The organism is Agromyces kandeliae (assembly GCF_009674665.1).
Classification (GTDB): domain Bacteria; phylum Actinomycetota; class Actinomycetes; order Actinomycetales; family Microbacteriaceae; genus Agromyces; species Agromyces kandeliae.
In genome coordinates, this window is the sequence record NZ_WKJD01000018.1 from 13,779 (window position 1) to 35,332 (window position 21,554).

Consider the following 21,554-nt stretch of genomic DNA (forward strand, 5'->3'; position numbering starts at 1 on the left):
ACCGCCAAGGAGTCCAGCCGCGTGCGACCGTCGACCTGCGGCCAGCCGATCGCCTTCGCCCATGGGAACAGCGGGCCGATCACCGCTCGGACTCATCAGAGATGACATCGGGCGACACGACATCAAGACTCACCCACGAAGTCACTGCCTCCTTTAGCAACACGGTCTATCGCGGCCGTTGAATGCGAGAATCGGGCTCGTGGTTCGTCGCCTGATGCTCGACAACAATATCTGGACTTTTCTCGTCAACGCCGATGCCGTCGAGGCCCTGCAGCTCGAGGCTTGGAGCAGGCGCGTTGAAGTCGTAGTGCCACCGGCGATCGTGATCGAGGCTTTACAGGCCCATCCACAGTCTGAAGAGGGTCAGGAGGCGAAGCTTCGTCGCATAGCGGCGATGACTAGCGCAGCATGGGTGCGTCTCATGCCGGAGGCCTATAAGGAAGCAAATGAGGTTCGCGGCGAAGTCGAGCGCCTCCGCCCGGAGTGGATCAACCCGCGCCCTCGCCTCGCGAGTTGGAACCATCACAGGAAGGACTGGCAGTCGGGTTGGTGGGACTTCGTCCGCAAAACCCCGGAGGAAGCCGCACGAATCCACGGAGAGTTATCGGACGCTAGGGTGACGCGCGCTCGCGCAGACGCCCGTCAGGCGCGCGAGGAGGCGAGGGCCACGGGAACTACGTTCGAGCGCGTTTCGTTCGCCGAGGCAGTGATGCTCGTCGGCGAAGAGCCTGGCTGGAGCAGCGATCCCTTCGATGCCTGGCGTGGGGAAGCCATGAACCGTTGGTATGCCGCGCTCAAACAAAGTGGCCCCGACCATGACTGGCTTGCGCCGTGGCTCAATGAGCAAGCGAGCGATCGAGGCCATTGGACACGGTTCTGGACTCGTGAAGTGGACCGCGATCGCGTCCCGCTGAATTGGCTTCGGTGGGCCTTCGGACGTGTCCAATCGACCCTCTCCACCAACGACGGCACACCCGTCGACAATCAGATTGCTACCTATCTCCCCGAGGCAGATGTCTTCTTGACGGCAGACAAGCGGTTCGCGGCCTGCATTCGCGCTGTGGCTCCGCACTCGCCGGTGACGCTCGCCCGCGTGATCACCGTTCCCGCCAATCAGCCCGCCGTACATGAGACGTTCGCCCAGCTCGCTGACCTGGCCGACGCCTGACTCACGGTGCACGCTTCCCAATCCCCATCTCGGCGCCTCATCTCGATCCAGTCAACCCGCCGACTCTGAGATCCAACTCGTAAACGATATGGGCAGCAGCGCGAGGCTGGTTGTGGTCTGCGAAATAGATCCACCTTGTCGTTCCAAGTTCGCACTCCCAGGCGAAGTACCGGCATGGTGTGCGCCCGCCGCGCAGCGTTTCGCTCTCGGAGCTTCACTCCACTGCTCGGACCGCTAGATTCGAGGAACGCATCGGGAAGGACAACATGACCACGTCGGAATACGAAGCCGAGCACTCCGTCGCGGACGAAACAGCCCCGACCAATCCGTTGGACGGTCCCGACGACAGCGACGACACCGAGCAAGCGGAGCCACTGGCAATCGCACCCGACGAACGCAAGCTCGTGACCCAGCCCTACGACCTCGGCGTGCGTTCCATCCGTGAGGACATCAGGAGTGGGCGAATAAGCCTCAATATTGCGTATCAACGCAAGTATGTGTGGGACAGCGGTAAGGCGTCGCGTCTGATCGAGTCGCTGCTGCTAAATGTGCCAATTCCAGTCTGCTACTTCGCTGAGGATGAGGAAGGTGTCTACGAGGTCATAGACGGCCTGCAGCGGCTCACCACCATTCGGAAGTTCTTAGACGATGAATTTGCGCTTACTGGTGTATCGGTGCTTTCGGAACTCAACGGCGACAAGTTTTCTGATCTTGCTCCGAAGGATCAGCGCCGACTAGAAAGTCGAACAATTCGTTGCATCGTCATTACCGCTGACAGTCATCCCGACATCAAATTTGATGTGTTCGAACGCCTCAATACCGGCGCGGCAAGCCTAACTGCGCAGGAGCTCCGCAACTCTGTCTACCGCGGGCCTTTCAACAACTCCCTAAAAGCGCTCGCGCAGGAGTCCTACTTCACCGAGCTGCTTGGCAGCTTCAACAACAAGCGAATGGGTCATGAGGAACTCGTTCTGCGCTTCTTTGCCCTGGTCAATGGGATTGCGTCTTATCGTCCACCATTGCGTCAGTTGCTCAATCAGTATATGCGCACTCATCGAAAGGACCCTATCCTCGATGAGGAGGCTGACCGCTTCGAGAGTGTGTGTAGGACCGTCAAGGATGTATTCGGGGATCGCCCTTTCATGGCCCAAGGTTCTCAGAACCCCGTAAATAAGGCATTGTTTGATGCAGTCATGGTGTCGGTCGCCTATAGCGACCATCGCGCGCTGATTCAAAATCGTGAGTCGGCTCGTGCGGCTCTTGAACTCTTGTCGTCCGAGGAGCGGTTTCAGCTCTCTATTGGAAGGGCAACTGCTGACCGCTCGCGGGTCCTCTATCGCGTCGCCGCGCTCAGCGAACGCCTACGCGAGGCTGGCGTTCCGACGACGCTTTCGACCAATCTCCTAGAAGAAGGCTTGTCTCCTCGTGGCGCTTGACGTTTTCGCGGACGGCACCACCGAGGTTGAACTGTTGCGCCAATTGGCCATCGATGCCGAGAGGCAGGGATCCGCCGAACAGACGAATGCGCTGTGTCGCGCGGCCGTGGTTCTCGTGGTTAGCCATTTTGAGGCGTATCTGAAGACGCTCGCCGAGGAATACGTTGATGCAGTCGGTACAGGTGAAATCGCATCGAGCCGTCTCCCGCGCGGCTTGAGGGAGGTGCACACCTTGCCGAAGCTGGAATCCATCCTCGCGGCGCGCGATGACGAACAGCGGGCATCATTGCTCAAGCGCCTGGGCACCGTCGCAGCTCTTTGGAACGATAACGCCAAGCCTCCGAAAGGTGCTCTGCAGGCCACCACGTTCGCGAGATTAGTTACCAGCGCAAAAGCTTCGGTCATCAACGACATCTTCGCGCGTATGGGAAATGCGGGAAACGTGTGTGATGGCGATATCGAGATGGTTGACGATACCGGCGACGTTCAGACGGCGAGCGTTGAATTGAGCCTGCGCGACATCGTCGACTGCCGCAACGACATCGCGCACGGGAAAGCGGAGCGAAAACCCACGCCGGATGACGTCGGCCGCTATCTTCACTTCTTGCGGACCTTCGCGGAGCGGCTTCAACGGAAAGCTGCCGCGCTGTCAGTCCAAGTTGTCTCCTCTGAATAGCAGGGCCTGAGCATCTCACAGCGGACTACGCGACTACCTTCGGGCAGGCCTCAGGACGCAATGGATCTCGCTTGTCGGCTGTCGGCCGGTCAGGGATGCTGGATGACTCCGAACAGCTGGGCATCGGTGCGATTCGGGTACGGCTCCACCGAGGCGTTCGGTCGCGCGTTCCGACTGCGGCGGCGCCGGGCCGGGCGCCCAAACGGTGAACCCTGCGTAGGCAACCGCCGCTCGGGCTATTCCAGGATGGACATCCGCTACCGGCGGACGTCGCCGCAGCGAGGGACGAGCGGCACCAAGGTCTGAAAGCGCCCGGCGACACCGAATCGGCGGGACTGATGCTAGTGAGCGCGGATGTGGATCCAGACACACCGGGGTTCGTGCGCGGTCGCCCGGTCGTGAGAGGCGAAGGTGGAAGAAGGCTGGCGACGTGAGCAGCGACGGTTGCGAGTAGAGATTCCCGCCGAACCCATGGAAGCTGGCGCTTAGACTTCGCTGTCGCCTCCGACGATGTCGGAGGCGACGTGCACGAGTGCGGGTACCGCCCCCGCGGACTACCGTGAGGGTGTGTCCGCTCCTGCGACCGACGCGATTGACGCACGGGCCGCTCACGCTGACGGCGTGGAGCGCCTGCTGGCGAGCTACCGGGCGCTGCCCGCCACGGCGACGGTGCGGCTGGCCAAGCCGACGTCGAACCTGTTCCGGTCGCGCGACCGGGTCGAGGCGCGGGGCCTGGACACGTCGGGGCTGACGCAGGTCATCGCGGTCGACGCGGAGGCGCGGACCGCCGACGTGGGCGGCATGTGCACATTCGAGGATCTCGTCGCGGCGACGCTGCCGCACGGGTTGGCGCCGCTGGTCGTGCCGCAGCTGAAGACCATCACCCTCGGTGGCGCGGTGACGGGCCTCGGGATCGAGTCGACGTCGTTCCGCAACGGGCTGCCGCACGAGTCGGTGCTCGAGCTCGACATCCTCACCGGCGCCGGCGAGATCGTGACCGCGTCGCCTACGGAGCACGCCGACCTGTTCCGCGCGTTCCCGAACTCGTACGGCACGCTCGGCTACGCGGTGCGGCTGCGCATCGAGTTGGAGCCGGTCGAGCCGTTCGTCGCGCTCACGCATCTGCGGTTCCACGCCATCGCCGACCTCATCGCCGCGATGGACCGCATCGTCGAGACCGGCGCCCTCGACGACGGCACCCGCGTCGACTACCTCGACGGGGTCGTCTTCAGCGCCGAGGAGAGCTACCTGTGCGTGGGCGTGCAGACCGCGGCATCCGGCCCCACCAGCGACTACACCGGACAGCGCATCTTCTACCGCTCCATCCAGCACGCGGAAGGCGCGACGCACGACCGGCTCACCATCCACGACTACCTGTGGCGATGGGACACCGACTGGTTCTGGTGCTCGCAGGCGTTCGGCGCGCAGCATCCACTCGTTCGCCGGCTCTGACGGAAGTCGATTGCGGTATTCCGGAATCGCCCCTTCCAGACCACGGCATCGCCAGTTGCGCCGAAGTGCGGGACGATGGCGGCATGGAAGCCCGCCGCGTCCACGGCCTCTGGGCCGAGGCTTCGGTGGCAACGGGGCTCGTCGCCACCGTCGCCGGGTTCGCGCTCGCCTTGGCGGGATGGCCCGTGAGCCTGCCCTGGCTGGTCGCATCGTTGTGCTCCGTGGTGATCGCGGGAATCGCGCGGCTGCGCTATCGGGGCGATCGAGTCATCAGTTGGATCGTCATCGGCACGGGCCTCGGCGCCGTCGGCACGGGCATCGATGTCTTCACCGACCAGGCTCTGCAGCTGGGAGTTGAGGCGTCGGCGGCCTGGCTCCTGCTCGCGCGGCGAAGCCTCACCGTCGGGGTCCTCCTGCTGATGCTCGTCGCGCTCCGGATCTACCCGGACGGGCGGCCGTTGCCGTACACCGTCCCGGTGCTCTGGGCGACGGGTTCGCTCATGTACGCAACCGTCGCCCTGGTCACCTTCGGAGCGGAGAACCTGCCCCTGGAGTGGTTCGTGCAGGTCTCGGGCGAACCGAATCCGCTTCACGTCCTGCCGTTCGCGATCGGTGACCGCACGGTGCAGGTGATCCTCGGCGCGCTGTGGCTGCCGGCCCTGCTTGCGCCGGCGTTCCTGATCGTGCGCTACGTGACGAGCGGGCCCCGCATCCGCCGCCGCCTGCGCTGGCTGCTCCCGCCGTTCGCACTCATCGGGGTCGTCCTCGTCGTGAACCTCGTCCTGCGGGAGAACGCGGGCGCGGTGACCGTCGCCGTGTACGCGGTGTTCGTGTTCTACCCGCCACTCCTGACCGCCGCGGCCATCCTCGGGGTGATCGATCCCCGTCGGTTCGACCCGGACCGGCTCCTGCGGCGCGGGCTCGTCGCCGCCGTGCTGTGGATCGTGATCGCCGCCGTCTTCGTCGGGGCGGCGTCCATCATCGGCGTCACCGCGAGCGAGTACCTCACCGTGCCGTGGGCGGTGCTCCTGGCCGTCGTGGTCGCGACCCTCTTCGCGCCGACGCAGCGTGTTCTGGGGCGCGTCGCCGATCGATGGCTGTTCGGCGCACGGCCCGATCCCGCCGTCGCCATCGCGCGGCTCGGGAGGACGCTCGCCGAGACCTTCGACCTTGGCACGCTCCTGCCGCGCATGGCGACCGCGCTCGAAGAGGGACTCGGCATCGCGTGGGTGCGGGTCAGCATCACCGATGACGACGCGCCCGGCCGGGCCCCTGATGAGGCGCCGGTCTTCGTCGTTCCGGTGGTGCTCGACGGCGCCCACGTCGGTGACGTGCTGTGCGGACCCAAGCGAGCCGGAGCATGGTCGGCCGAGGACCGCGCCGTCGTCATGACCTTCGCGCAGCAGGCCGCGCTCGCGGTCGCGAACGTGCGCCTCACCCAGCGGCTCGCCGCGCAGGCGGCCGAGCTGTCGGCGTCGCGCACCCGCCTCGTCCACGCCCAGGAGGGCGAGCGGCGACGCATCGAGCGCAACATCCACGACGGCGTCCAGCAGGACCTCGTCGCGCTCATCGCGCTCGTCGGGCAGTTCGACACGGAACCCGCAGTCCAGCCGACCGCGATGGACCTGCTCCGCGACGGCCTGACCCGCGTGCTGGACGACATCCGCGACCTGGCCACGGGGATCCATCCGAGCGTGCTCACCGACCAGGGACTCCTCGGTGCCGTCGAGGCCCTCGCGGCGCGACATCCGATTCCCGTCACCGTCCGGGCGGATGCCGACCTGCGCACGGCACGATTCGATGAGGCGATCGAAGGCGCCGGCTACTTCATCGTCGCGGAGGCGCTCGCGAACAGCCTGAAGCACGCCGAGGCGCATCGGGTGGAGATCACGCTCAGTCGCAACGGCGCGCGCCTCGAGATCGCCATCGCGGATGACGGGATCGGCCCGGGTGGCGACCCGCTCGGCATCGGGCGTGGCCTCGCGGGCGTGCGCGATCGGATCGAAGCGCTCGGCGGGTCGCTGACCGTGGCACGCAATGGGGGCGGGGGCACCCTCGTGCGCGCCTCACTGGACGCACGGGAGGTCGAGTTCGAGGATGCCTGAACCGCTGCGTATCGCGATCGCCGAGGACCACTACCTCGTCCGCGAAGGGGTCCGCCACGCCGTGGAGAACGGCGGGCTCACGGTGATCGCCGCGGTCTCGACCGCGGTCGAGCTCGCCCAGGTGGTCGAGCGTGAGCGACCCGACGCCGTCGTGACCGACATCAGGATGCCTCCGCATCATCGCACCGAGGGCGTGGACGCCGCGCTCGCGATCCGCGCCGCGCACCCTGAGATCGGAGTCGTCGTGCTCTCGCAGCACAACGATCCCGCCTACGCGATGTCGCTGTTCCGGGAAGGCACGCGCGGGCTCGCGTACCTGCTCAAGGAACGGGTCGGGCGACCCGCGCAGCTGCTCGCGGCCATTCGTGAGGTCGTCGACGGCGGGTCGGTGGTGGACGCCGACGTCGTCGCGACCATGGTGGCGCATTCACGCCGGAACGCGGACTCGCCGCTGCTCGCCCTCACCGACCGCGAGCACGAGGTGCTCGCCCTCGTCGCGGGCGGTGCCAGCAACCGTGCGATCGCCGAGCGGCTGCACCTCAGCCAATCCTCGATCGAGAAGTACCTGGGCTCGATCTTCACGAAGCTCGGACTCGCCGACGAGCCTGATGTGCACCGCCGGGTCGCCGCGGTGCTCGCGTTCTTCGACGACCAGCGTCGCGCGCGGCCCATCTGAGCCAGGCCCGCTGGACACCCCGATCGGGGTTCCGGGATTCCGCAACGCATCATGCGAATCCCGGATGTCGCGACGGTCGTCGGCGCCCGTAGCGTCGACGGTGAGCCGAGGTCGAGATCCGGACGCACGCGGACACGGCCGATTGAGGTCGCACTGGACGGAGGCAGCTCATGGAGAACCGCAGCAGACGTGGGTGGTGGGTCGCGGTGGCGATCGTCGCGCTCACCGTGAGCGTGCTCTCGTTCGCGCAGTCGATCGGATACGCGATCGCGTCCGCGGCGGCGGGCGGGCCGGTCCGCTGGATGTGGATCGACCACGCCGGGCCGGCGGTGACGTCGTCCTTGATCGCCGTTGCGACACTCGCGATCGGAATCGCGGCCGTGTTCGCGAGCCGGCGCCGAACCGACGGCACGTCGTCGTTCGAGACGGAGTCGAAGGAAATGCCCGCGATGAACGACACCGTCGCCTCCAGATTCGCGTATGCCGCCGCAGTCTTCTTCGTCCTCGGGATGATCGCGATCATCGGCCTCGGCGTGCGGAACGAGTTCGAAGGTTCCCCGCCGCCGAGCGTGATCATCTACGTGTTCGCCGGACTGGCGTTCCACTTCGCCCTGCTGCCCGTGATCTCCGCCCTTCCCGCCCCGACATGGGCGAGGGCATCAGGCTACGTCTGGGTCGTCGTCGACAACATGATCCTGATGCTGACGCTCTACAGCGTGGGTACGGAGATCATCGATCCGCTTCGCTGGGGAATCCATCTCGCCGCTGCGACGTGGTTGCTCGGCGCGAGCTGGGCCCAACACGGCGTTTCCCGCTGGGTCGGCCTCCTCGCCGCGTTCGGCCTGGCGGGCTCCTCCCTCGGGGGCGCCTTCACCGAGTCCGCCGTGGTGCTGCTCAGAGTCGCTGGTCCGCTCATGGTCGTCTGGCTCATCCTCGCTGGGATCCGACTCGGCAAGTCGGCGGCACCGGTACCGGCACCGGTGCCGGAGGAGCGGACGCGCGTATAGGCGGTGCGGACGTGGGGCGGGAGAGCCATCGCACGGCCCATCGCCAGACGGCCTCGACGTACCGCATCCGGACCGACGGCCCCTGATCCGACGACGCACCGCCGGCCCCATCGGCGCCGATGGACGCAGCGGAGCGGGGGCGTCGGTCGCCGAGGGAACTCCGCATGCGGACAGCGGCCCCTGCGGACTACCGTGAGGGTGTGTCCGCTCCTGCGACCGACGCGACTGACGCACGAGCCGCTCACGCCGACGGCGTGGAGCGCCTGCTGGCGAGCTACCGGGCCCTTCGCCCGACGGCGACGGTGCGGCTGGCCAAGCCGACGTCGAACCTGTTCCGGTCGCGCGACCGAGTCGAGGCCCGGGGCCTGGACACGTCGGGGCTGACGCAGGTCATCGCGGTCGATGCGGAGGCGCGGACGGCCGACGTGGCCGGCATGTGCACCTACGAGGATCTCGTCGCGGCGACGCTGCCGCACGGGTTGGCACCGTTGGTGGTGCCGCAGTTGAAGACCATCACGCTCGGCGGCGCGGTGACGGGGCTCGGGATCGAGTCGACGTCGTTCCGCAGCGGGCTGCCGCACGAGTCGGTGCTCGAGCTCGACATCCTCACCGGCGCCGGCGAGGTCGTGACCGCGTCGCCGACGGAGCACGCCGACCTGTTCCACGCGTTCCCGAACTCGTACGGCACGCTCGGCTACGCGGTGCGCCTGCGCATCGAGCTGGAGCCAGTCGAGCCGTTCGTCGCGCTCACGCACCTGCGGTTCCATGCCATTCCCGACCTCATCCGCGCTATGAACCGCATCGTCGAGACCGGCGCCCTCGACGACGGAACCAGCGTCGACTACCTCGACGGGGTCGTCTTCAGTGCCGACGAGAGCTACCTCTGCGTGGGCGTGCAGACCGCGGCATCCGGCCCGACCAGCGACTACACCGGACAGCGCATCTTCTACCGCTCCATCCAGCACGCGGACGGTGCGACGCACGACCGGCTCACGATCCACGACTACCTGTGGCGGTGGGACACCGACTGGTTCTGGTGCTCGCAGGCGTTCGGCGCGCAGCATCCGCTCGTCCGCCGGCTCTGGCCGCGGCGCTACCGGCGCAGCAGCGCGTACTGGAAGCTCATGAGGCTCGAACGGCGGTACGACATCGGAAACCGCATCGAGCGGTTGCGCGGGCGTCCGCCGCGCGAGCGCGTCATCCAGGACGTCGAGATCCCGATCGAGCGGACCGCCGAGTTCCTCGACTGGTTCCTCGCCGAGGTGCCGATCGAGCCGATCTGGCTGTGCCCGCTGCGACCGCGCGACGACACCGACTGGCCGCTGTACCCGCTCGAGCCGCAGCGCACCTACGTGAACGTCGGCTTCTGGTCGACCGTGCCGGTCGGCGCCACCGAGGGCGCGACGAACCGGCTCATCGAGCGCAAGGTCAGCGAGCTCGACGGGCATAAGTCGCTGTACTCCGACGCCTTCTACCCGCGCGACGAGTTCGACGCGCTCTACGGCGGCGACGCCTACCGCGCCGCGAAGCGGCGGTACGACCCCGACTCACGGCTCCTCGACCTCTACGCGAAGGCGGTGCAACGACGATGACGACGTTCAAGGAGCGCGGGCCCGGGTCGGCGACGTCGGCGACGACGGCGGATGCCACGCCGGCGGATGCCTCGCCGAAGCCGGATGCCTCGGGCAGGCTCACCCTCGCCGAGATCCTCGAGCTCGTCGCCGGCGGGCAGCTCCCGCTGCGATTCACCGCCTATGACGGCAGCTCGGCGGGCCCGCCCGACGCCCCGATCGGCATCGAGCTGAAGACGCCGCGCGGCACGACCTACCTCGCCACCGGCCGCGGCGACCTCGGCCTCGCGCGCGCCTACATCGCCGGCGACCTCGAGATCCACGGCGTGCACCCGGGCGACCCCTACGAACTGCTCCGCGCGCTCGCCGACGAACTGGTGTTCCGGATGCCGCCGCCACGGGCCATCGCGCAGATCCTCCGTTCGATCGGCGTCGAGCACCTGAAGCCGATCGCGCCGCCGCCGGGGGAGGCGCCGCCCCGGTGGCGTCGCGTCGCCACGGGGCGCCGGCACAGCAAGGCCCGCGACGCCGAGGCCATCCACCACCACTACGACGTGTCGAACACCTTCTACGAATGGGTGCTCGGACCGTCGATGACCTACACCTGCGCGTGCTACCCGCGCCCCGAGGCATCCCTCGACGAAGCCCAGGAGAACAAGTACCGGCTCGTCTTCGAGAAGCTGCGGCTGACGCCGGGCGACCGGCTGCTCGACGTGGGCTGCGGGTGGGGCGGCATGGTGCGCTACGCGGCGCGCCGCGGCATCCGTGTCGTCGGCGTCACGCTGTCGGAGGAGCAGGCCACGTGGGCGCAGCGCGCCATCGCCGAGGAGGGCCTGGGCGAGCTCGCCGAGGTGCGCCACGGCGACTACCGCGACATCGCCGACACCGGGTTCGACGCGGTGTCGTCGATCGGGCTGCTCGAGCACATCGGGGTGCGCAACTACGCGAAGTACTTCCGCTTCCTACAGTCGCGGCTGCGCACCGGCGGGCTGCTGCTCAACCACTGCATCACCCGCCCCGACAACCGGTCCGAACCCTCGACCCACGGGTTCATCGACCGCTACGTCTTCCCCGACGGGGAGCTCACGGGATCCGGGCGCATCATCACCGAAGCGCAGGATGTCGGCCTCGAGGTGCTGCACGAGGAGAACCTGCGCCCGCACTACGCGCTGACCCTGCGCGACTGGTGCGCCAACCTCGTCGAGCACTGGGACGAGGCGGTCGACGAGGTCGGCCTGCCGACCGCGAAGGTGTGGGGGCTCTACATGGCCGGCTCGCGGCTCCAGTTCGAGCGCGGCGGCATCCAGCTGCATCAGGTGCTCGCGGTGAAGCCGGACGAGCGCGGGGGAGTGGGGGAGCTGCCGCTGCGGCCGTGGTGGACGGCGTAGGCTCAGGCCCGCCGGAGCCGGTTCGGCGGCGCAGGGCGCGCCTCGGGCGCACGTTACCCACCTCGACGAGGTGCGGCGCGAAGCGCTCCACCAGGCCGATGCTGCGGACGTGCTCGTGGCGACACTGCCCGAGGGGCGACACTCGCGGGCGAGCGACCGTCGGTCGGCGGTGCGGCCGGATGGACGACTGAATGAATGACCGTCGCGGCGCCGGCGACCACGGTCACCGGCGCCGCGTCATTCGCGGTGCGATGCCGCCTAGGCCGCCGCTACCTCGTCCACAGTGCCGAGCGACTCCGCCGGCGTGCGCCCCTCCACGACGTCGGCGAGCGCGCCGTTCCACTCCGGACGGTTCTCGATGAACGCGACGTGGCCGCTGTTCTCGAAGTAGGTCAGCGTCGAGTTCGGCAGGAGCCGGTGCGCCTCCTCCGACCAGCGCGGATCCCAGATGAGATCGTGGCGTCCTGTGAAGATCGCGACTGGCACCTCGATCTCGGGCAGGTGCGGGCGCATGTCGACGTCGATCAGCGCCTGGAAGCTCGTCAGGCCGACGAACGCCGGCACGCGCCATCCGGCCTGCACGAACATCTCCTCGGTGGCCTTGAGGTCCGTCCGGTGGAAGTTGTTGGCGTAGAGGCCGGCGATGGTCTCGGTGCGCGCGACGCGCACGGCGTCGATGAGGCCCTGCACGTCGCCCGGCGGTGTGCCGTACGGGGCGTCCGGTGCCTGCCAGAACCGGGGACCGCTGCCCGTGATGACGAGTCGCGCGAGCCGTTCGGGGTGCTCGTGCGCGTACTTGAGCCCGAGGTGGCCGCCCATCGACCAGCCGACGAGCGTGACGTCCTCGAGGTCGAGGCCGACGATGAGCGCGTGCAGGTCGCGGGCGTACAGGTCGTAGTCGTAGTCGCCCCACGGCTTGTCCGACTCGCCGTGCCCGCGCAGGTCGACCGTGATGCAGCGGTAGTCCGGGGCCAGGTCGAGCACCTGGTAGTCCCACGCATCGCCGCTGCCGGCCCAGCCGTGGACGAAGACGATCGGCTTGCCCGTTCCGCGGTCCTCGTAGGCGAGCCGCACTCCGGGCTCCACTTCGATGTTCGGCATGGTGCTACTCCTTCGTGTTTCCGGGGGGATCTTGGGTGGGGGAGAGGAATCGGCGGATCTCGTCGGCGACCAAAGCGGGCTCCTCGAGGTGCAGCAGGTGTCCGGCACCGGGGGCCTCGACGTACCGGCATGCCGGCGCGGATGCCGCGAGGGCGCGGCCGTTGGGCACGGGCACGACGCGATCGGCGTCGCCGTGCAGGACCAGGATCGGCACACCGAGCCGAGCGGTCGCGGAGCCGGCGGCGAGGAACCGCTCGCACGCCTCGTACTGCGCCAGCCAGACCGCCGTCGGCGTCGGGTGCGCGAGCCGCGCGCGGATCATCCGCTCGTAAGCGTCGGGGTTCGCCTCGGCCCAGCCCTCGCGATAGGAGAGCGGCATCGTGAGTCGCGCATACGACTCCGGTGGCTCGCCGACGGCATCCAGCCATGCAGCGCGGGTCGCATGCGGCACGGGCGTCGCGCCGTCACCGCCCGCGCTCGTGGCGATGAGGACGAGCCGGTCGACCAGTTCGGGATGGCGCGCCGTGAGCGTCTGCGCCACGTATCCGCCCATCGAGTACCCGCAGACGGCGACCCTCCCGCCGAGCGCATCGATCGCGTGCGCGGCATCGTCGACGAGCACGTCCATCGTGATCGGTTCGCTGCCGTCCGTCGATCGGCCGGTGCCGCGGTGGTCGAGCGACCAGAGTCCGATCTCGTCGTCGAGCTCCGCGCGGAGCGCCTCCGCCGCCCAGGAGGCGTAGCCCAGGCCGTGCAGCATCAGGATGTCGCGACGACCGCCCCGCCCTTCGAGATGCAGCGACGCCCCGTCACGGGTCGCGAGTCGGATCGCGGTGAGCTCGCCCGTGCTCATGCGGGCATCTCGATCAGCTGCCGGATGGCTCGGCCGCCCGCGAGCTCGTCCATCGCGTGGTTCACGTCGTCGAGCCGGATCCGCGACGAGATGAGCTCGTGCAGCGGCAGGCGGCCCTCGCGCCAAAGCTGTTCGAAGCGCGGGATGTCGCGTGCGGGGACGGCCGACCCGAGGTAGCTGCCCACGATCTCGCGTGCTCCGGCCACGATCGACAGCGGGGAGACCTCGGCGCGTGCGTCGCCCGCCGGGAGCCCGACCGAGACGGTGCGTCCGCCGATCGCCGTGATCGCGACCGCCGTCTCGAAGGCCCGTGCCGAGCCGGCGGCCTCGATGACGGCGTCGGCCTCGACCGTCCCGACCGCGTCACGCGGCTCGACCGCCGCGGCGGCACCGAGGTCGAGGGCCTTCCGACGCTTGGCCTCGACGGGGTCGACGCCGATGACTCGGACGCCCGGGATGCTGAGCGCGACGAGGAGGGCCGCCATCCCGACCCCGCCGAGGCCGACAACGGCGAGCGTCTGCCCGGCGACCGGTCGTGCGGCGTTCAGGACCGCGCCGCCGCCGGTGAGCACCGCGCAGCCGAGCAGCGCGGCGATGTCGGGCGGCACGTCGTCGCCGACGGGGACGACGGAGCGGCGGTCCACGACGGCGTGGGTCGCGAACGCGGACACCCCGAGGTGGTGGGTCACCGCGCCGTCCGCGCCCATGAGTCGTCGAGCCCCCGAGAGCAGCGTGCCCTCGGCGTTCGCGTGGGAGCCCGGGCTGCACGGAAGGCGGCCGTCGGTCGCGCACGCCGCACAGTCGCCGCAGCGTGGCAGGAACGCCATGACGACCCGCCCGCCGACGAGTTCCGCGCCGCTGTCATCGCCCGCGAGCAGCACCCGACCGGCGGCCTCGTGCCCGAGCAGCATCGGCAGCGGGCGCGGCCGGTTGCCGTCGACGACCGACAGGTCGGAATGGCAGATCCCGGCGGCCTCGATCCGGACGAGCACCTCGGTCGGGCCGGGAGGGTCGAGCTCGAGCTCCTGCACCTCGATCGGCCGGGACCGGTCGAACGGCGCAGGACTGCCTGATGCCGTCAGCACCGCTCCGCGAATCCTCATCGACCTGCCCTCCTCGATGCGTCCGAGTGTGGTCGACGCGCGGGTGATCCGAAATGTATGCCAGCACCATTTCCGTGGAGGATCATGTACGAGACATCCATATCGAGAGGAGTGCGCATGGAATCGCGACGGCCGACGATCAGCTCGACGCTCACCGAGATCGCGCGGGACATCGCCACGCTGCGCTCGCCGGACCTCTTGCTCACCTCCATAGTGCGTCGGGCGCGCCTCCTGCTCGGCACCGACCTTGCGTACGTCAGCCTCAATGACGCGGAGCGGACCGAGACGTTCATCCGGGCCACCGACGGGGTGCGCACCGAGGCCTACGCCGCGATCCGGATGCCGCTCGGCACCGGGGTTCTCGGACTCGCGGCCGGCGGCGTCATCGCCGAGACGCCCGACTACCTGCCCGACGAGGGCAAGACCCACCTGCCCGCCATCGACCGGACCGTGCAGGAGGAGGGCGTGCGCGCGATCGCCGGCGCACCGCTCCGGGTCGCGGGAAGGGTCGTCGGTGCGCTCATGACCGCCAACCGCACGCCCGGCGCGTTCACCGCGCGGCAGCGCGAGCACCTCGAGCAGATCGCGTCCCTCGCGGCGGCCGCGGTCGAACTCGTCACCGCGAAGGGGCGCGAGGCGGCCGCGAGCGAGGTCGCCGCCGAGGCGGTCCTGGAGCGGGACCGCGCGATCGCCGCCGACGCGCTGCGCCGGGAACTCGAGTCCAAGCTGGCCGACGCACTCGCGCAGCACCGGGACCTCGACCACGTGGTCGCGCTCGCCGCATCGATCGCCGGGGCCGAAGTGCGGGTGACGGATGCCGCGGGCCAGGACATCTCCTCCTCCGGCGGGCCCGCCGGGATCGCCGGGTCCGGCGGCCCGAGGGGCTCCGCCGGCGCGGCGGTGGAGGAACGCGCGCCGCTCATCGGCGATGCCGCGCCCGGCGCCGTTGTCGTCCGTCACGCGGCGGAGCCCGCCGTTCCCGGGCTCGTCGCCTCATCCGTCGCCCGCTTCGCGAGCCTCGCGCTGCTCTACGACCGCATGCTCGATGACGTCCGCCACTTCCACGAGGACGAGCTCGTCCGTGCGCTCATCGCCCCGTCCGGGCAGGACCGCGCGGGCCTCTCGCCCACGACCGTGCAACGCGCGCTCGGCGCCGACGGCGAGACCTGCATCGCCGTGCTGTCGCCCGCGAGCCCCGACGGGTCGGGGCTGCGCCGGCTGCTCTCGCAGGCGAGGGCGCTCACCCGGGACGGCCGGACCGCAGTCGCCGGACACCTCGGCCGGGTGACCGTCGTCGCTCGGGGGAGTGAGGCCGAACTGCGCGCCCGACTGGAATCCTCCGTCCGCGATGTCCCGTTCTTCGGTGGCATCGCGGCGGCGCGCGACCTGAGGGGCACGCCTGCCGCGCACGCTGAGGCGATCGCGCTCGCCGGGGCCATGCGCGCCCTCGCACGACCGGGCGTCCTCGCCGGTGCGCCCCAGGCGGGAGTCGCCGGACTGCTGTTCGGCGCGGGCGAGTCGGCCGCGGCAGCAGCGTTCCTCGACGCCTACCTCGGGCCCCTCCTCCGTGCACCGCGCGGCGAGGTGCTGCTCTCCACCGCGCTCGTCCACCTCGACGCCAACGGCTCGATCGCCCGCACCGCCGAGGTGCTCGACATCCACCCGAACACCGTCCGGCAACGTCTGGATCGCATCGACGAGGCGCTGGGGTCCGGATGGCGGACCGGCCCGGCCCGACTCGACGTGCACGTCGCGCTGCGACTCCGCAGCCTCGCCAGCCGAACGGATCCCGCTGCCGCCGTCGCGCGTGCCTCCAGCACCTCACCCGCGAGATCTGGGAGACAAGTCGGGTTGTGAGTGTCGTGTGCCACTGGGGCTGCGGGCTGCTGAAGACCAGGCTCTTCGGCCAGAACCCCTGATCTGCGAACGAGACGGCGACGAAGCTCGCCGCGCTTCGGTGAGGAGAGTCACCGCCACCCCAGCGCCGGCGCCACGTGCGTGAGGAGCGACTCGAGCACGTGCGCGTTGTAGTCGACGCCGAGCTGGTTGGGCACGGTGAGCAGCAGGGTGTCGGCGGCGGCGATCGCCTCGTCCTCGCGGAGCTGCTCGATGAGGGCATCGGGTTCGGCGGCGTAGCTGCGGCCGAAGACGGCGCGGAAGTCGTCGATGACGCCGAACTGGTCCGACTCGTCGCGCTGGCCGCCGCCGAAGTAGGCGCGGTCCATGTCGTTCACGATCGCGAAGATCGAGCGGCTCACCGAGACGCGCGGCTCGCGCTCGTGGCCGGCCTCGGCCCAGGCGGCGCGGAACGCCTCGATCTGCTTGCGCTGCTGCACGTGGAAGGGCTCGCCCGATTCATCCTCCTTGAGCGTCGAGCTCATGAGGTTCATGCCCTGCTCGGCCGCCCACACGGCGGTCGAGTCGGAGCCGGCGCCCCACCAGATGCGGTCGCGCAGGCCGGGCGACTGCGGCTGGATGCCGAGCGGACCCGGGTGCGGGTTCGCGAACATGGGGCGCGGATTGGGCTCGGCGAACCGGGCGCCGTCGATGACCTGAAGGAACACGCCGGTGTTGTTGCGGGCGACGTCGGCCATCGTCGAGCCCTCGGGCGCCTCGTAGCCGAAGTAGCGGTACCCGTCGATGACCTGCTCGGGTGATCCGCGCGACACCCCGAGCTGCAGTCGGCCGCCCGCGATGAGGTCGGCGGCTGCGGCATCCTCGGCCATGTACAGCGGGTTCTCGTAGCGCATGTCGATGACGCCCGTGCCGAGCTCGATGCGACTCGTCTTCGCACCCGCGGCCGCGAGCAGGGGGAACGGGCTGGCGAGCTGGTTCGCGTAGTGGTGCACGCGGAAGTACGCGCCGTCGGCCCCGACCTCCTCGGCCGCGACCGCCAGGTCGATCGACTGGAGCAGCACGTCGGACGCCGATCGCGTCTTCGAGCCGGGGGAGTTCGACCAGTGGCCGAACGAGAGGAAACCGATGCGCTTCATACACGTCTCCAACGTCTGGCGCGGCGGGGCATTCCGCGGGATGCCGGGCGAGTCGCGGCCCGCTCCTCTGCGAGCGAGATCGCCCAGGCCGCGTTGACGAGTCCGACGTGGCTGAACGCCTGCGGGAAGTTGCCGAGTTGCTCGCCGGTGCCGGAGTCGACCTCCTCGGCGAGCAGTCCGACGTCATTGATGTGGGCGATGGCGCGCTCGAACGCGTCGCGAGCCTCCGGCACGCGATCGTCGTCCGCGAGGACGCGCGCGAGCCAGAAGGTGCAGAGCAGGAAGCTTCCCTCGGTGCCGGGGAGGCGATCGACGTCCGGTCCCGCCAGGTAGCGGCGCACCAGGCCGTGATCGTCGATGAGGTGAGCGGTGATCGCATCGACGGTGGAGCGCACACGCGGATCGTCCGGCGGCAGGAGTCCGACGAGGGGGATCATGAGCGCCGAGGCGTCGAGGTGATCGGACCCGAAGGACTGCGTGAAGGCCCCCACCCGCGGGTTCCACCCGTCAGCGAGGATGGCGTCCCGGATGCGATCGGCGGTGCCGCGCCATCCGTCGACGCGGTCGTGCAGGCCGAGTCGGTCGGCCAGCGCGGCGGCGCGATCGAGGGCCACCCAGCACATGAGCTTGGAGAAGAGGTAGTGCCGAGGCGCGCCGCGGATCTCCCAGATCCCGTGGTCGGGTTCGTTCCAGTGCGCGGCGGCGGCATCCGCGAGCGAGGAGAGGAAGTCCCGCAGGTCGGGCGGGAACGGCGCGAGCTGGTCGGCGAGGAGCGCGGCGGCATCCAGCAGTTCGCCGTACACGTCGAGCTGCGGTTGGTTCCACGCACCGTTGCCGATGCGGACCGGGGCGCTGCCGCGCCATCCGGCCCAGTGCGGCACCGTGCGCTCGGTCAGGTCGCGTTCTCCGCCGACCCCGTACATGATCTGCAGGTGGCCCCGGGGGAGCGCCGCAGCGCCGGCCGAGGCGATGAAGCCGAAGAAGTCGTTCGCCTCGTGAGGGCACGCGGCGACCCACAGCGCCCGCATCGTGAAGCTCGCGTCGCGGACCCAGGAATAGCGGTAGTCCCAGTTGCGCGCTCCGCCGACGACCTCGGGCAGCGACGTCGTCGCCGCCGCGACGATCGCCCCCGTCGGCTGGTAGCTGAGCGCCTTCAGCACCCGACCCGAATGATGGACGAGGTCGCGCCACGGCCCCTGGTAGGTCTGGTGCAGGTCCGACCAGTCGCGCCAGGCCGTGACCGTGGTATCGATCGCGGTGATGATCCGGCCCGCCGCGTACGGCGGGGACGGCGGGCTGCCGGCGTCCTGGAACTGCATCGCGAGTGCGATCTCATCGCCGTCGTGCATCCGGAACCGCGCGGTGGCCGTGCCGCCGGCGATGACGCAGGGCACGGTCGTCGAGAGCGTCAGCGTCTCGCCGCCGCCGGTCGCGACCAGCCCGCCGGGCACCGGATCGAGGTGCGCCACGACCGTGCCGTAGCCGGGACGGGGACGGAATTCCATCTCGAGGTCGATCGATCCGCCGGTGCATCGCAGGACGCGGAGGAGGGTGTGCGGTGCATCGACGCCGATCCGGTGCGGATCGGCGGGGGCGGGCAGCTCGAGCGCCTCGACGAGCTCGACCGAGCCCGAACCGGTCCGGTAGGTGCTGCGGAGGACCATGCTGCCGTCCACGTAGGCACGCTCGACGGATGTCGGTTCCGCAGGCCGGATCCACCAGTGCCCACCGTCGTCGTCGAGGATCGACGCGAAGACCGACTCGCTGTCGAACCTGGGGAGGCACAGCCATGCGACGCATCCGTCGCTCGTGACCACCGCCGCGGAATGCCGGTCGGAGAGCAGCGCGTGCTGGCCGATGGGCAGGTCGCTCATCGCGGGCCTCCTCGCCTCGTCGCACCGTCAGGATACGCAGTGCTCGGGTTCCTCCGCCGAGCTCGCGTCGCGGACGCACCGCCACATCCGTGAGCCGCCGGTCGCGACGGCGACGGGTCGATGATGGTCGGTCAGGGTGGCCCGCGGCCGGGCGATCCGGTCAGCCTGCGACCGGCTCGCGCGGCGGGTTGAACATGAACTCGATGCGGATGCCGTTGTCCTCCTCGACGAACGATGCGTAGTAGCGCTCGTTGAAGCGGGGGTAGGTCTTCGGCGCGCGGACGGCCGTCCAGCCGGCGCCCATCGCGATCTCGTGGAGGCGGTCGACCTCGTCGCGGGAGTCGACGGCGAAGGCGAGGTGCTGCCAGCCGACCCGGCCGTGCCGGTGGGGGCCGGTACCTGGCTCGCGGGCCGGGAGGAGGACCAGCTCCTCGCGGCCCTTGTACCAGGAGACCCCGTTGTCGGCGTCGAGCCGCGTGCAGCCGAGGGCGGTCATCACCGGGTCGAACTGTGCGATCGAGCGAGGCAGGTCCTCGACGCTGATGCCGAGGTGGTCGAAGAGAGGCATCCGGCCAGCCTAGTGAGCGCCGCGCTCCGGCGACTCGTGGTCGTGGGGTGCGCCTCTTGCGCGCAGTCCAGAAAATGAAATACCATTCCAAAATCGCACGGAAGGATCGGGAATGGCGACGACAGCGGGGTACGACGGTGGGGCACCGATGCTCGAGGTGCTCGACTCCTCCTACGGCGGCATCGAACTCGAGGCCGCGGCCGCTGCCCGATTCGACGTCGATGTGCGCGATGCCCGCGACGCGGACGGCAGCCGGATCGGCGCAGGGCCCGCAGACGGCGTCCTCGTGCAGTACGGTCCGATCACCGGGGCGGACATGGACGCGAACCCGAGCTGGAAGGTGATCGGCCGGTACGGCGTGGGCGTCGACACGGTCGACGTGGCCGCCGCATCCGCCCGATCGATCTCCGTCGTCAACGTGCCCGACTACTGCGAGGAGGAGGTGGCGACGCACGCCGTCGCGCTGATCCTCAACGCCGCCCGTCGGATCTCGGCGGCAGACTCGCTCGTGCACCGCGGCGGATGGGCCGACTGGACCAGGCTGCGACCGATCGCGCCGCTCTCGACGGCGACGCTCTCGCTCATCGGCGTCGGCCGTATCGGGAGCGAGGTGATCCGGATGATGCGGCCGTTCGTCGGTCGGATCATCGCGCACGACCCGTACGCGAGCGCGCTCGACGACGTGGAGCTCGTGGATCTCGACACCGCACTCGCCGACGGGGACGTGGTGAGCCTGCACTGCCCGCTCACCTCGGACACGCATCACCTGATCGGTGCCGACTCCATCGCGCGCATGAAGCCGACCGCGACGCTCGTGAACGTCTCGCGAGGCGGCCTCGTCGACGGTGCCGCGCTCGCCGCGGCCCTGCGCGAAGGGCGACTCGCGGCTGCCGCCCTCGACGTGCTCGAGGCCGAGCCGCCCACGGCCGACGATCCCCTGCTCTCCGCACCGAACGCGATCATCACGAATCACCTCGCCTGGTACTCCGAGGCGTCGGAGGCGCGCCTGCGGGAGCGCCTCGCCGAGCGGTGCGCAGCCGTGCTGCGTGGCCGCGAGGTCCCCTCGCTCGTCAATCGCGCCGCACTCGCGGATCGAACGGGTTCCGCATCGTCGACGCCCGCGCCCTCGCTCGAACCGACCGCATCCATGGAGCACGCATGAACCGCGCCACCGACTACTCGCCCATCGACCTCCTCGCACTCGCCCTCGAGCCGACGGGGGCGCCCGCCCGGGTGCTCGCCGGCGATCCGAGGACCTCGGAACACGTGCTCGCCGCGCACGACGGGGTCGAGATCGGGGTGTGGGAGGTCACGCCGGGCGAATTCGCGTCAGTGAAGCCCGAGAGCGGCGAGGTCATGCAGTTCCTCACCGGTGAAGGCTCGATCGAGCACGACGACGGGGCCGTGACCGGCATCGCGCCTGGCGCGGTGCTGGTGCTCCAGCCCGGTTGGAGCGGGAAGTGGCGAGTCACCGCGACCGTGCGCAAGGTCTACACGATCTTCGATGCCCCGGTCGCGGATCCGTCCGGGGGTGCGGAAACGCACCGGAACATCGCCGACATCTGATCGAAATCCAATTTCGG

General features: G+C 69.5%; 18 protein-coding genes. 12 read left to right on the forward strand and 6 right to left on the reverse strand.

Going from position 1 to position 21,554, the window contains the following annotated elements:
- The first annotated feature begins 199 nt into the window (after positions 1-199).
- From GJR97_RS12855 to GJR97_RS12895, 9 genes are all read left to right on the forward strand, one after another.
- Positions 200-1,168: a hypothetical protein gene (locus tag GJR97_RS12855; protein WP_154347083.1), complete on the forward strand. Its 969-nt coding sequence runs from the start codon at positions 200-202 to the stop codon at positions 1,166-1,168.
- 266 nt (positions 1,169-1,434) lie between these two features.
- On the forward strand, positions 1,435-2,604 hold the full coding sequence (locus GJR97_RS12860) for a DUF262 domain-containing protein (RefSeq protein WP_154347085.1): 1,170 nt from the start codon (positions 1,435-1,437) through the stop codon (positions 2,602-2,604).
- Positions 2,594-3,280: an MAE_28990/MAE_18760 family HEPN-like nuclease gene (locus GJR97_RS12865; RefSeq protein ID WP_154347087.1), complete on the forward strand. Its 687-nt coding sequence runs from the start codon at positions 2,594-2,596 to the stop codon at positions 3,278-3,280. The genes GJR97_RS12860 and GJR97_RS12865 overlap by 11 nt, the downstream gene beginning before the upstream one ends.
- A 621-nt stretch (positions 3,281-3,901) precedes the next feature.
- Positions 3,902-4,732 (forward strand): FAD-binding oxidoreductase, encoded by an 831-nt coding sequence (locus tag GJR97_RS12870; protein ID WP_324613471.1) that lies wholly within the window; start codon positions 3,902-3,904, stop codon positions 4,730-4,732.
- A gap of 83 nt (positions 4,733-4,815) precedes the next feature.
- Entirely contained in the window at positions 4,816-6,837 is a 2,022-nt protein-coding gene (locus tag GJR97_RS12875; RefSeq protein ID WP_154347089.1) for a sensor histidine kinase, read from the forward strand.
- Positions 6,830-7,513, forward strand: coding sequence for a response regulator transcription factor (locus tag GJR97_RS12880; RefSeq protein WP_154347091.1), 684 nt, complete (start codon positions 6,830-6,832; stop codon positions 7,511-7,513). The genes GJR97_RS12875 and GJR97_RS12880 overlap by 8 nt, the downstream gene beginning before the upstream one ends.
- Before the next feature lie 170 nt (positions 7,514-7,683).
- Positions 7,684-8,520, forward strand: a complete 837-nt coding sequence (locus tag GJR97_RS12885; protein WP_154347093.1) for a hypothetical protein — start codon at positions 7,684-7,686, stop codon at positions 8,518-8,520.
- 200 nt (positions 8,521-8,720) lie between these two features.
- Positions 8,721-10,112 (forward strand): FAD-binding oxidoreductase, encoded by a 1,392-nt coding sequence (locus tag GJR97_RS12890; protein WP_324613472.1) that lies wholly within the window; start codon positions 8,721-8,723, stop codon positions 10,110-10,112.
- Positions 10,109-11,479, forward strand: a complete 1,371-nt coding sequence (locus GJR97_RS12895; protein WP_154347098.1) for a class I SAM-dependent methyltransferase — start codon at positions 10,109-10,111, stop codon at positions 11,477-11,479. Before GJR97_RS12890 ends, GJR97_RS12895 begins: the two co-directional genes overlap by 4 nt.
- Before the next feature lie 258 nt (positions 11,480-11,737).
- Here GJR97_RS12895 and GJR97_RS12900 read toward each other — a convergent pair whose 3' ends face one another.
- From GJR97_RS12900 to GJR97_RS12910, 3 genes are read right to left on the reverse strand one after another with little or no spacing between them, the layout of a single operon-like run.
- Complete coding sequence (locus tag GJR97_RS12900; protein WP_154347100.1) at positions 11,738-12,580, reverse strand: alpha/beta fold hydrolase; 843 nt, start codon at positions 12,578-12,580, stop codon at positions 11,738-11,740.
- A 4-nt stretch (positions 12,581-12,584) separates the two neighbouring features.
- Entirely contained in the window at positions 12,585-13,433 is an 849-nt protein-coding gene (locus tag GJR97_RS12905) for an alpha/beta fold hydrolase (RefSeq protein ID WP_154347102.1), read from the reverse strand.
- Positions 13,430-14,536, reverse strand: a complete 1,107-nt coding sequence (locus GJR97_RS12910) for an alcohol dehydrogenase catalytic domain-containing protein (RefSeq protein WP_154347104.1) — start codon at positions 14,534-14,536, stop codon at positions 13,430-13,432. The genes GJR97_RS12905 and GJR97_RS12910 overlap by 4 nt, the downstream gene beginning before the upstream one ends.
- Positions 14,537-14,653: 117 nt before the next feature.
- On the opposite strand from GJR97_RS12910, the gene GJR97_RS12915 reads away from it, so the two are divergent.
- Complete coding sequence (locus GJR97_RS12915) at positions 14,654-16,393, forward strand: helix-turn-helix domain-containing protein (protein ID WP_195760709.1); 1,740 nt, start codon at positions 14,654-14,656, stop codon at positions 16,391-16,393.
- Between the two features lie 110 nt (positions 16,394-16,503).
- Here GJR97_RS12915 and GJR97_RS12920 read toward each other — a convergent pair whose 3' ends face one another.
- The 3 genes from GJR97_RS12920 to GJR97_RS12930 all read right to left on the reverse strand — a co-directional run bounded on the left by GJR97_RS12920 (position 16,504) and on the right by GJR97_RS12930 (position 19,971).
- A complete protein-coding gene (locus GJR97_RS12920) occupies positions 16,504-17,529 on the reverse strand; it encodes an LLM class flavin-dependent oxidoreductase (RefSeq protein ID WP_154347108.1) in 1,026 nt (341 codons plus the stop codon).
- A complete protein-coding gene (locus GJR97_RS12925) occupies positions 17,526-19,403 on the reverse strand; it encodes a glycoside hydrolase family 15 protein (RefSeq protein ID WP_154347110.1) in 1,878 nt (625 codons plus the stop codon). The genes GJR97_RS12920 and GJR97_RS12925 overlap by 4 nt, the downstream gene beginning before the upstream one ends.
- Before the next feature lie 160 nt (positions 19,404-19,563).
- Positions 19,564-19,971 (reverse strand): VOC family protein, encoded by a 408-nt coding sequence (locus GJR97_RS12930; RefSeq protein WP_154347112.1) that lies wholly within the window; start codon positions 19,969-19,971, stop codon positions 19,564-19,566.
- A gap of 112 nt (positions 19,972-20,083) precedes the next feature.
- Between GJR97_RS12930 and GJR97_RS12935 the strand changes: the two genes are divergently transcribed.
- Positions 20,084-21,133, forward strand: a complete 1,050-nt coding sequence (locus GJR97_RS12935) for a C-terminal binding protein (protein ID WP_154347114.1) — start codon at positions 20,084-20,086, stop codon at positions 21,131-21,133.
- The gene (locus tag GJR97_RS12940; protein WP_154347116.1) at positions 21,130-21,537 is read left to right on the forward strand and encodes a cupin domain-containing protein; all 408 of its coding nucleotides are present in this window, start codon (positions 21,130-21,132) and stop codon (positions 21,535-21,537) included. The genes GJR97_RS12935 and GJR97_RS12940 overlap by 4 nt, the downstream gene beginning before the upstream one ends.
- Positions 21,538-21,554 lie beyond the last annotated feature (17 nt).

Bases quoted from the DNA above. Each gene is read 5' to 3' on its own strand.
- GJR97_RS12860 (WP_154347085.1), top strand. From the start codon at position 1,435: ATGACCACGTCGGAATACGAAGCCGAGCACTCCGTCGCGGACGAAACA.
- GJR97_RS12875 (WP_154347089.1), top strand. From the start codon at position 4,816: ATGGAAGCCCGCCGCGTCCACGGCCTCTGGGCCGAGGCTTCGGTGGCA.
- GJR97_RS12880 (WP_154347091.1), top strand. From the start codon at position 6,830: ATGCCTGAACCGCTGCGTATCGCGATCGCCGAGGACCACTACCTCGTC.
- GJR97_RS12885 (WP_154347093.1), top strand. From the start codon at position 7,684: ATGGAGAACCGCAGCAGACGTGGGTGGTGGGTCGCGGTGGCGATCGTC.
- GJR97_RS12895 (WP_154347098.1), top strand. From the start codon at position 10,109: ATGACGACGTTCAAGGAGCGCGGGCCCGGGTCGGCGACGTCGGCGACG.
- GJR97_RS12900 (WP_154347100.1), bottom strand. From the start codon at position 12,580: ATGCCGAACATCGAAGTGGAGCCCGGAGTGCGGCTCGCCTACGAGGAC.
- GJR97_RS12905 (WP_154347102.1), bottom strand. From the start codon at position 13,433: ATGAGCACGGGCGAGCTCACCGCGATCCGACTCGCGACCCGTGACGGG.
- GJR97_RS12910 (WP_154347104.1), bottom strand. From the start codon at position 14,536: ATGAGGATTCGCGGAGCGGTGCTGACGGCATCAGGCAGTCCTGCGCCG.
- GJR97_RS12915 (WP_195760709.1), top strand. From the start codon at position 14,654: ATGGAATCGCGACGGCCGACGATCAGCTCGACGCTCACCGAGATCGCG.
- GJR97_RS12920 (WP_154347108.1), bottom strand. From the start codon at position 17,529: ATGAAGCGCATCGGTTTCCTCTCGTTCGGCCACTGGTCGAACTCCCCC.
- GJR97_RS12925 (WP_154347110.1), bottom strand. From the start codon at position 19,403: ATGAGCGACCTGCCCATCGGCCAGCACGCGCTGCTCTCCGACCGGCAT.
- GJR97_RS12930 (WP_154347112.1), bottom strand. From the start codon at position 19,971: ATGCCTCTCTTCGACCACCTCGGCATCAGCGTCGAGGACCTGCCTCGC.
- GJR97_RS12935 (WP_154347114.1), top strand. From the start codon at position 20,084: ATGGCGACGACAGCGGGGTACGACGGTGGGGCACCGATGCTCGAGGTG.
- GJR97_RS12940 (WP_154347116.1), top strand. From the start codon at position 21,130: ATGAACCGCGCCACCGACTACTCGCCCATCGACCTCCTCGCACTCGCC.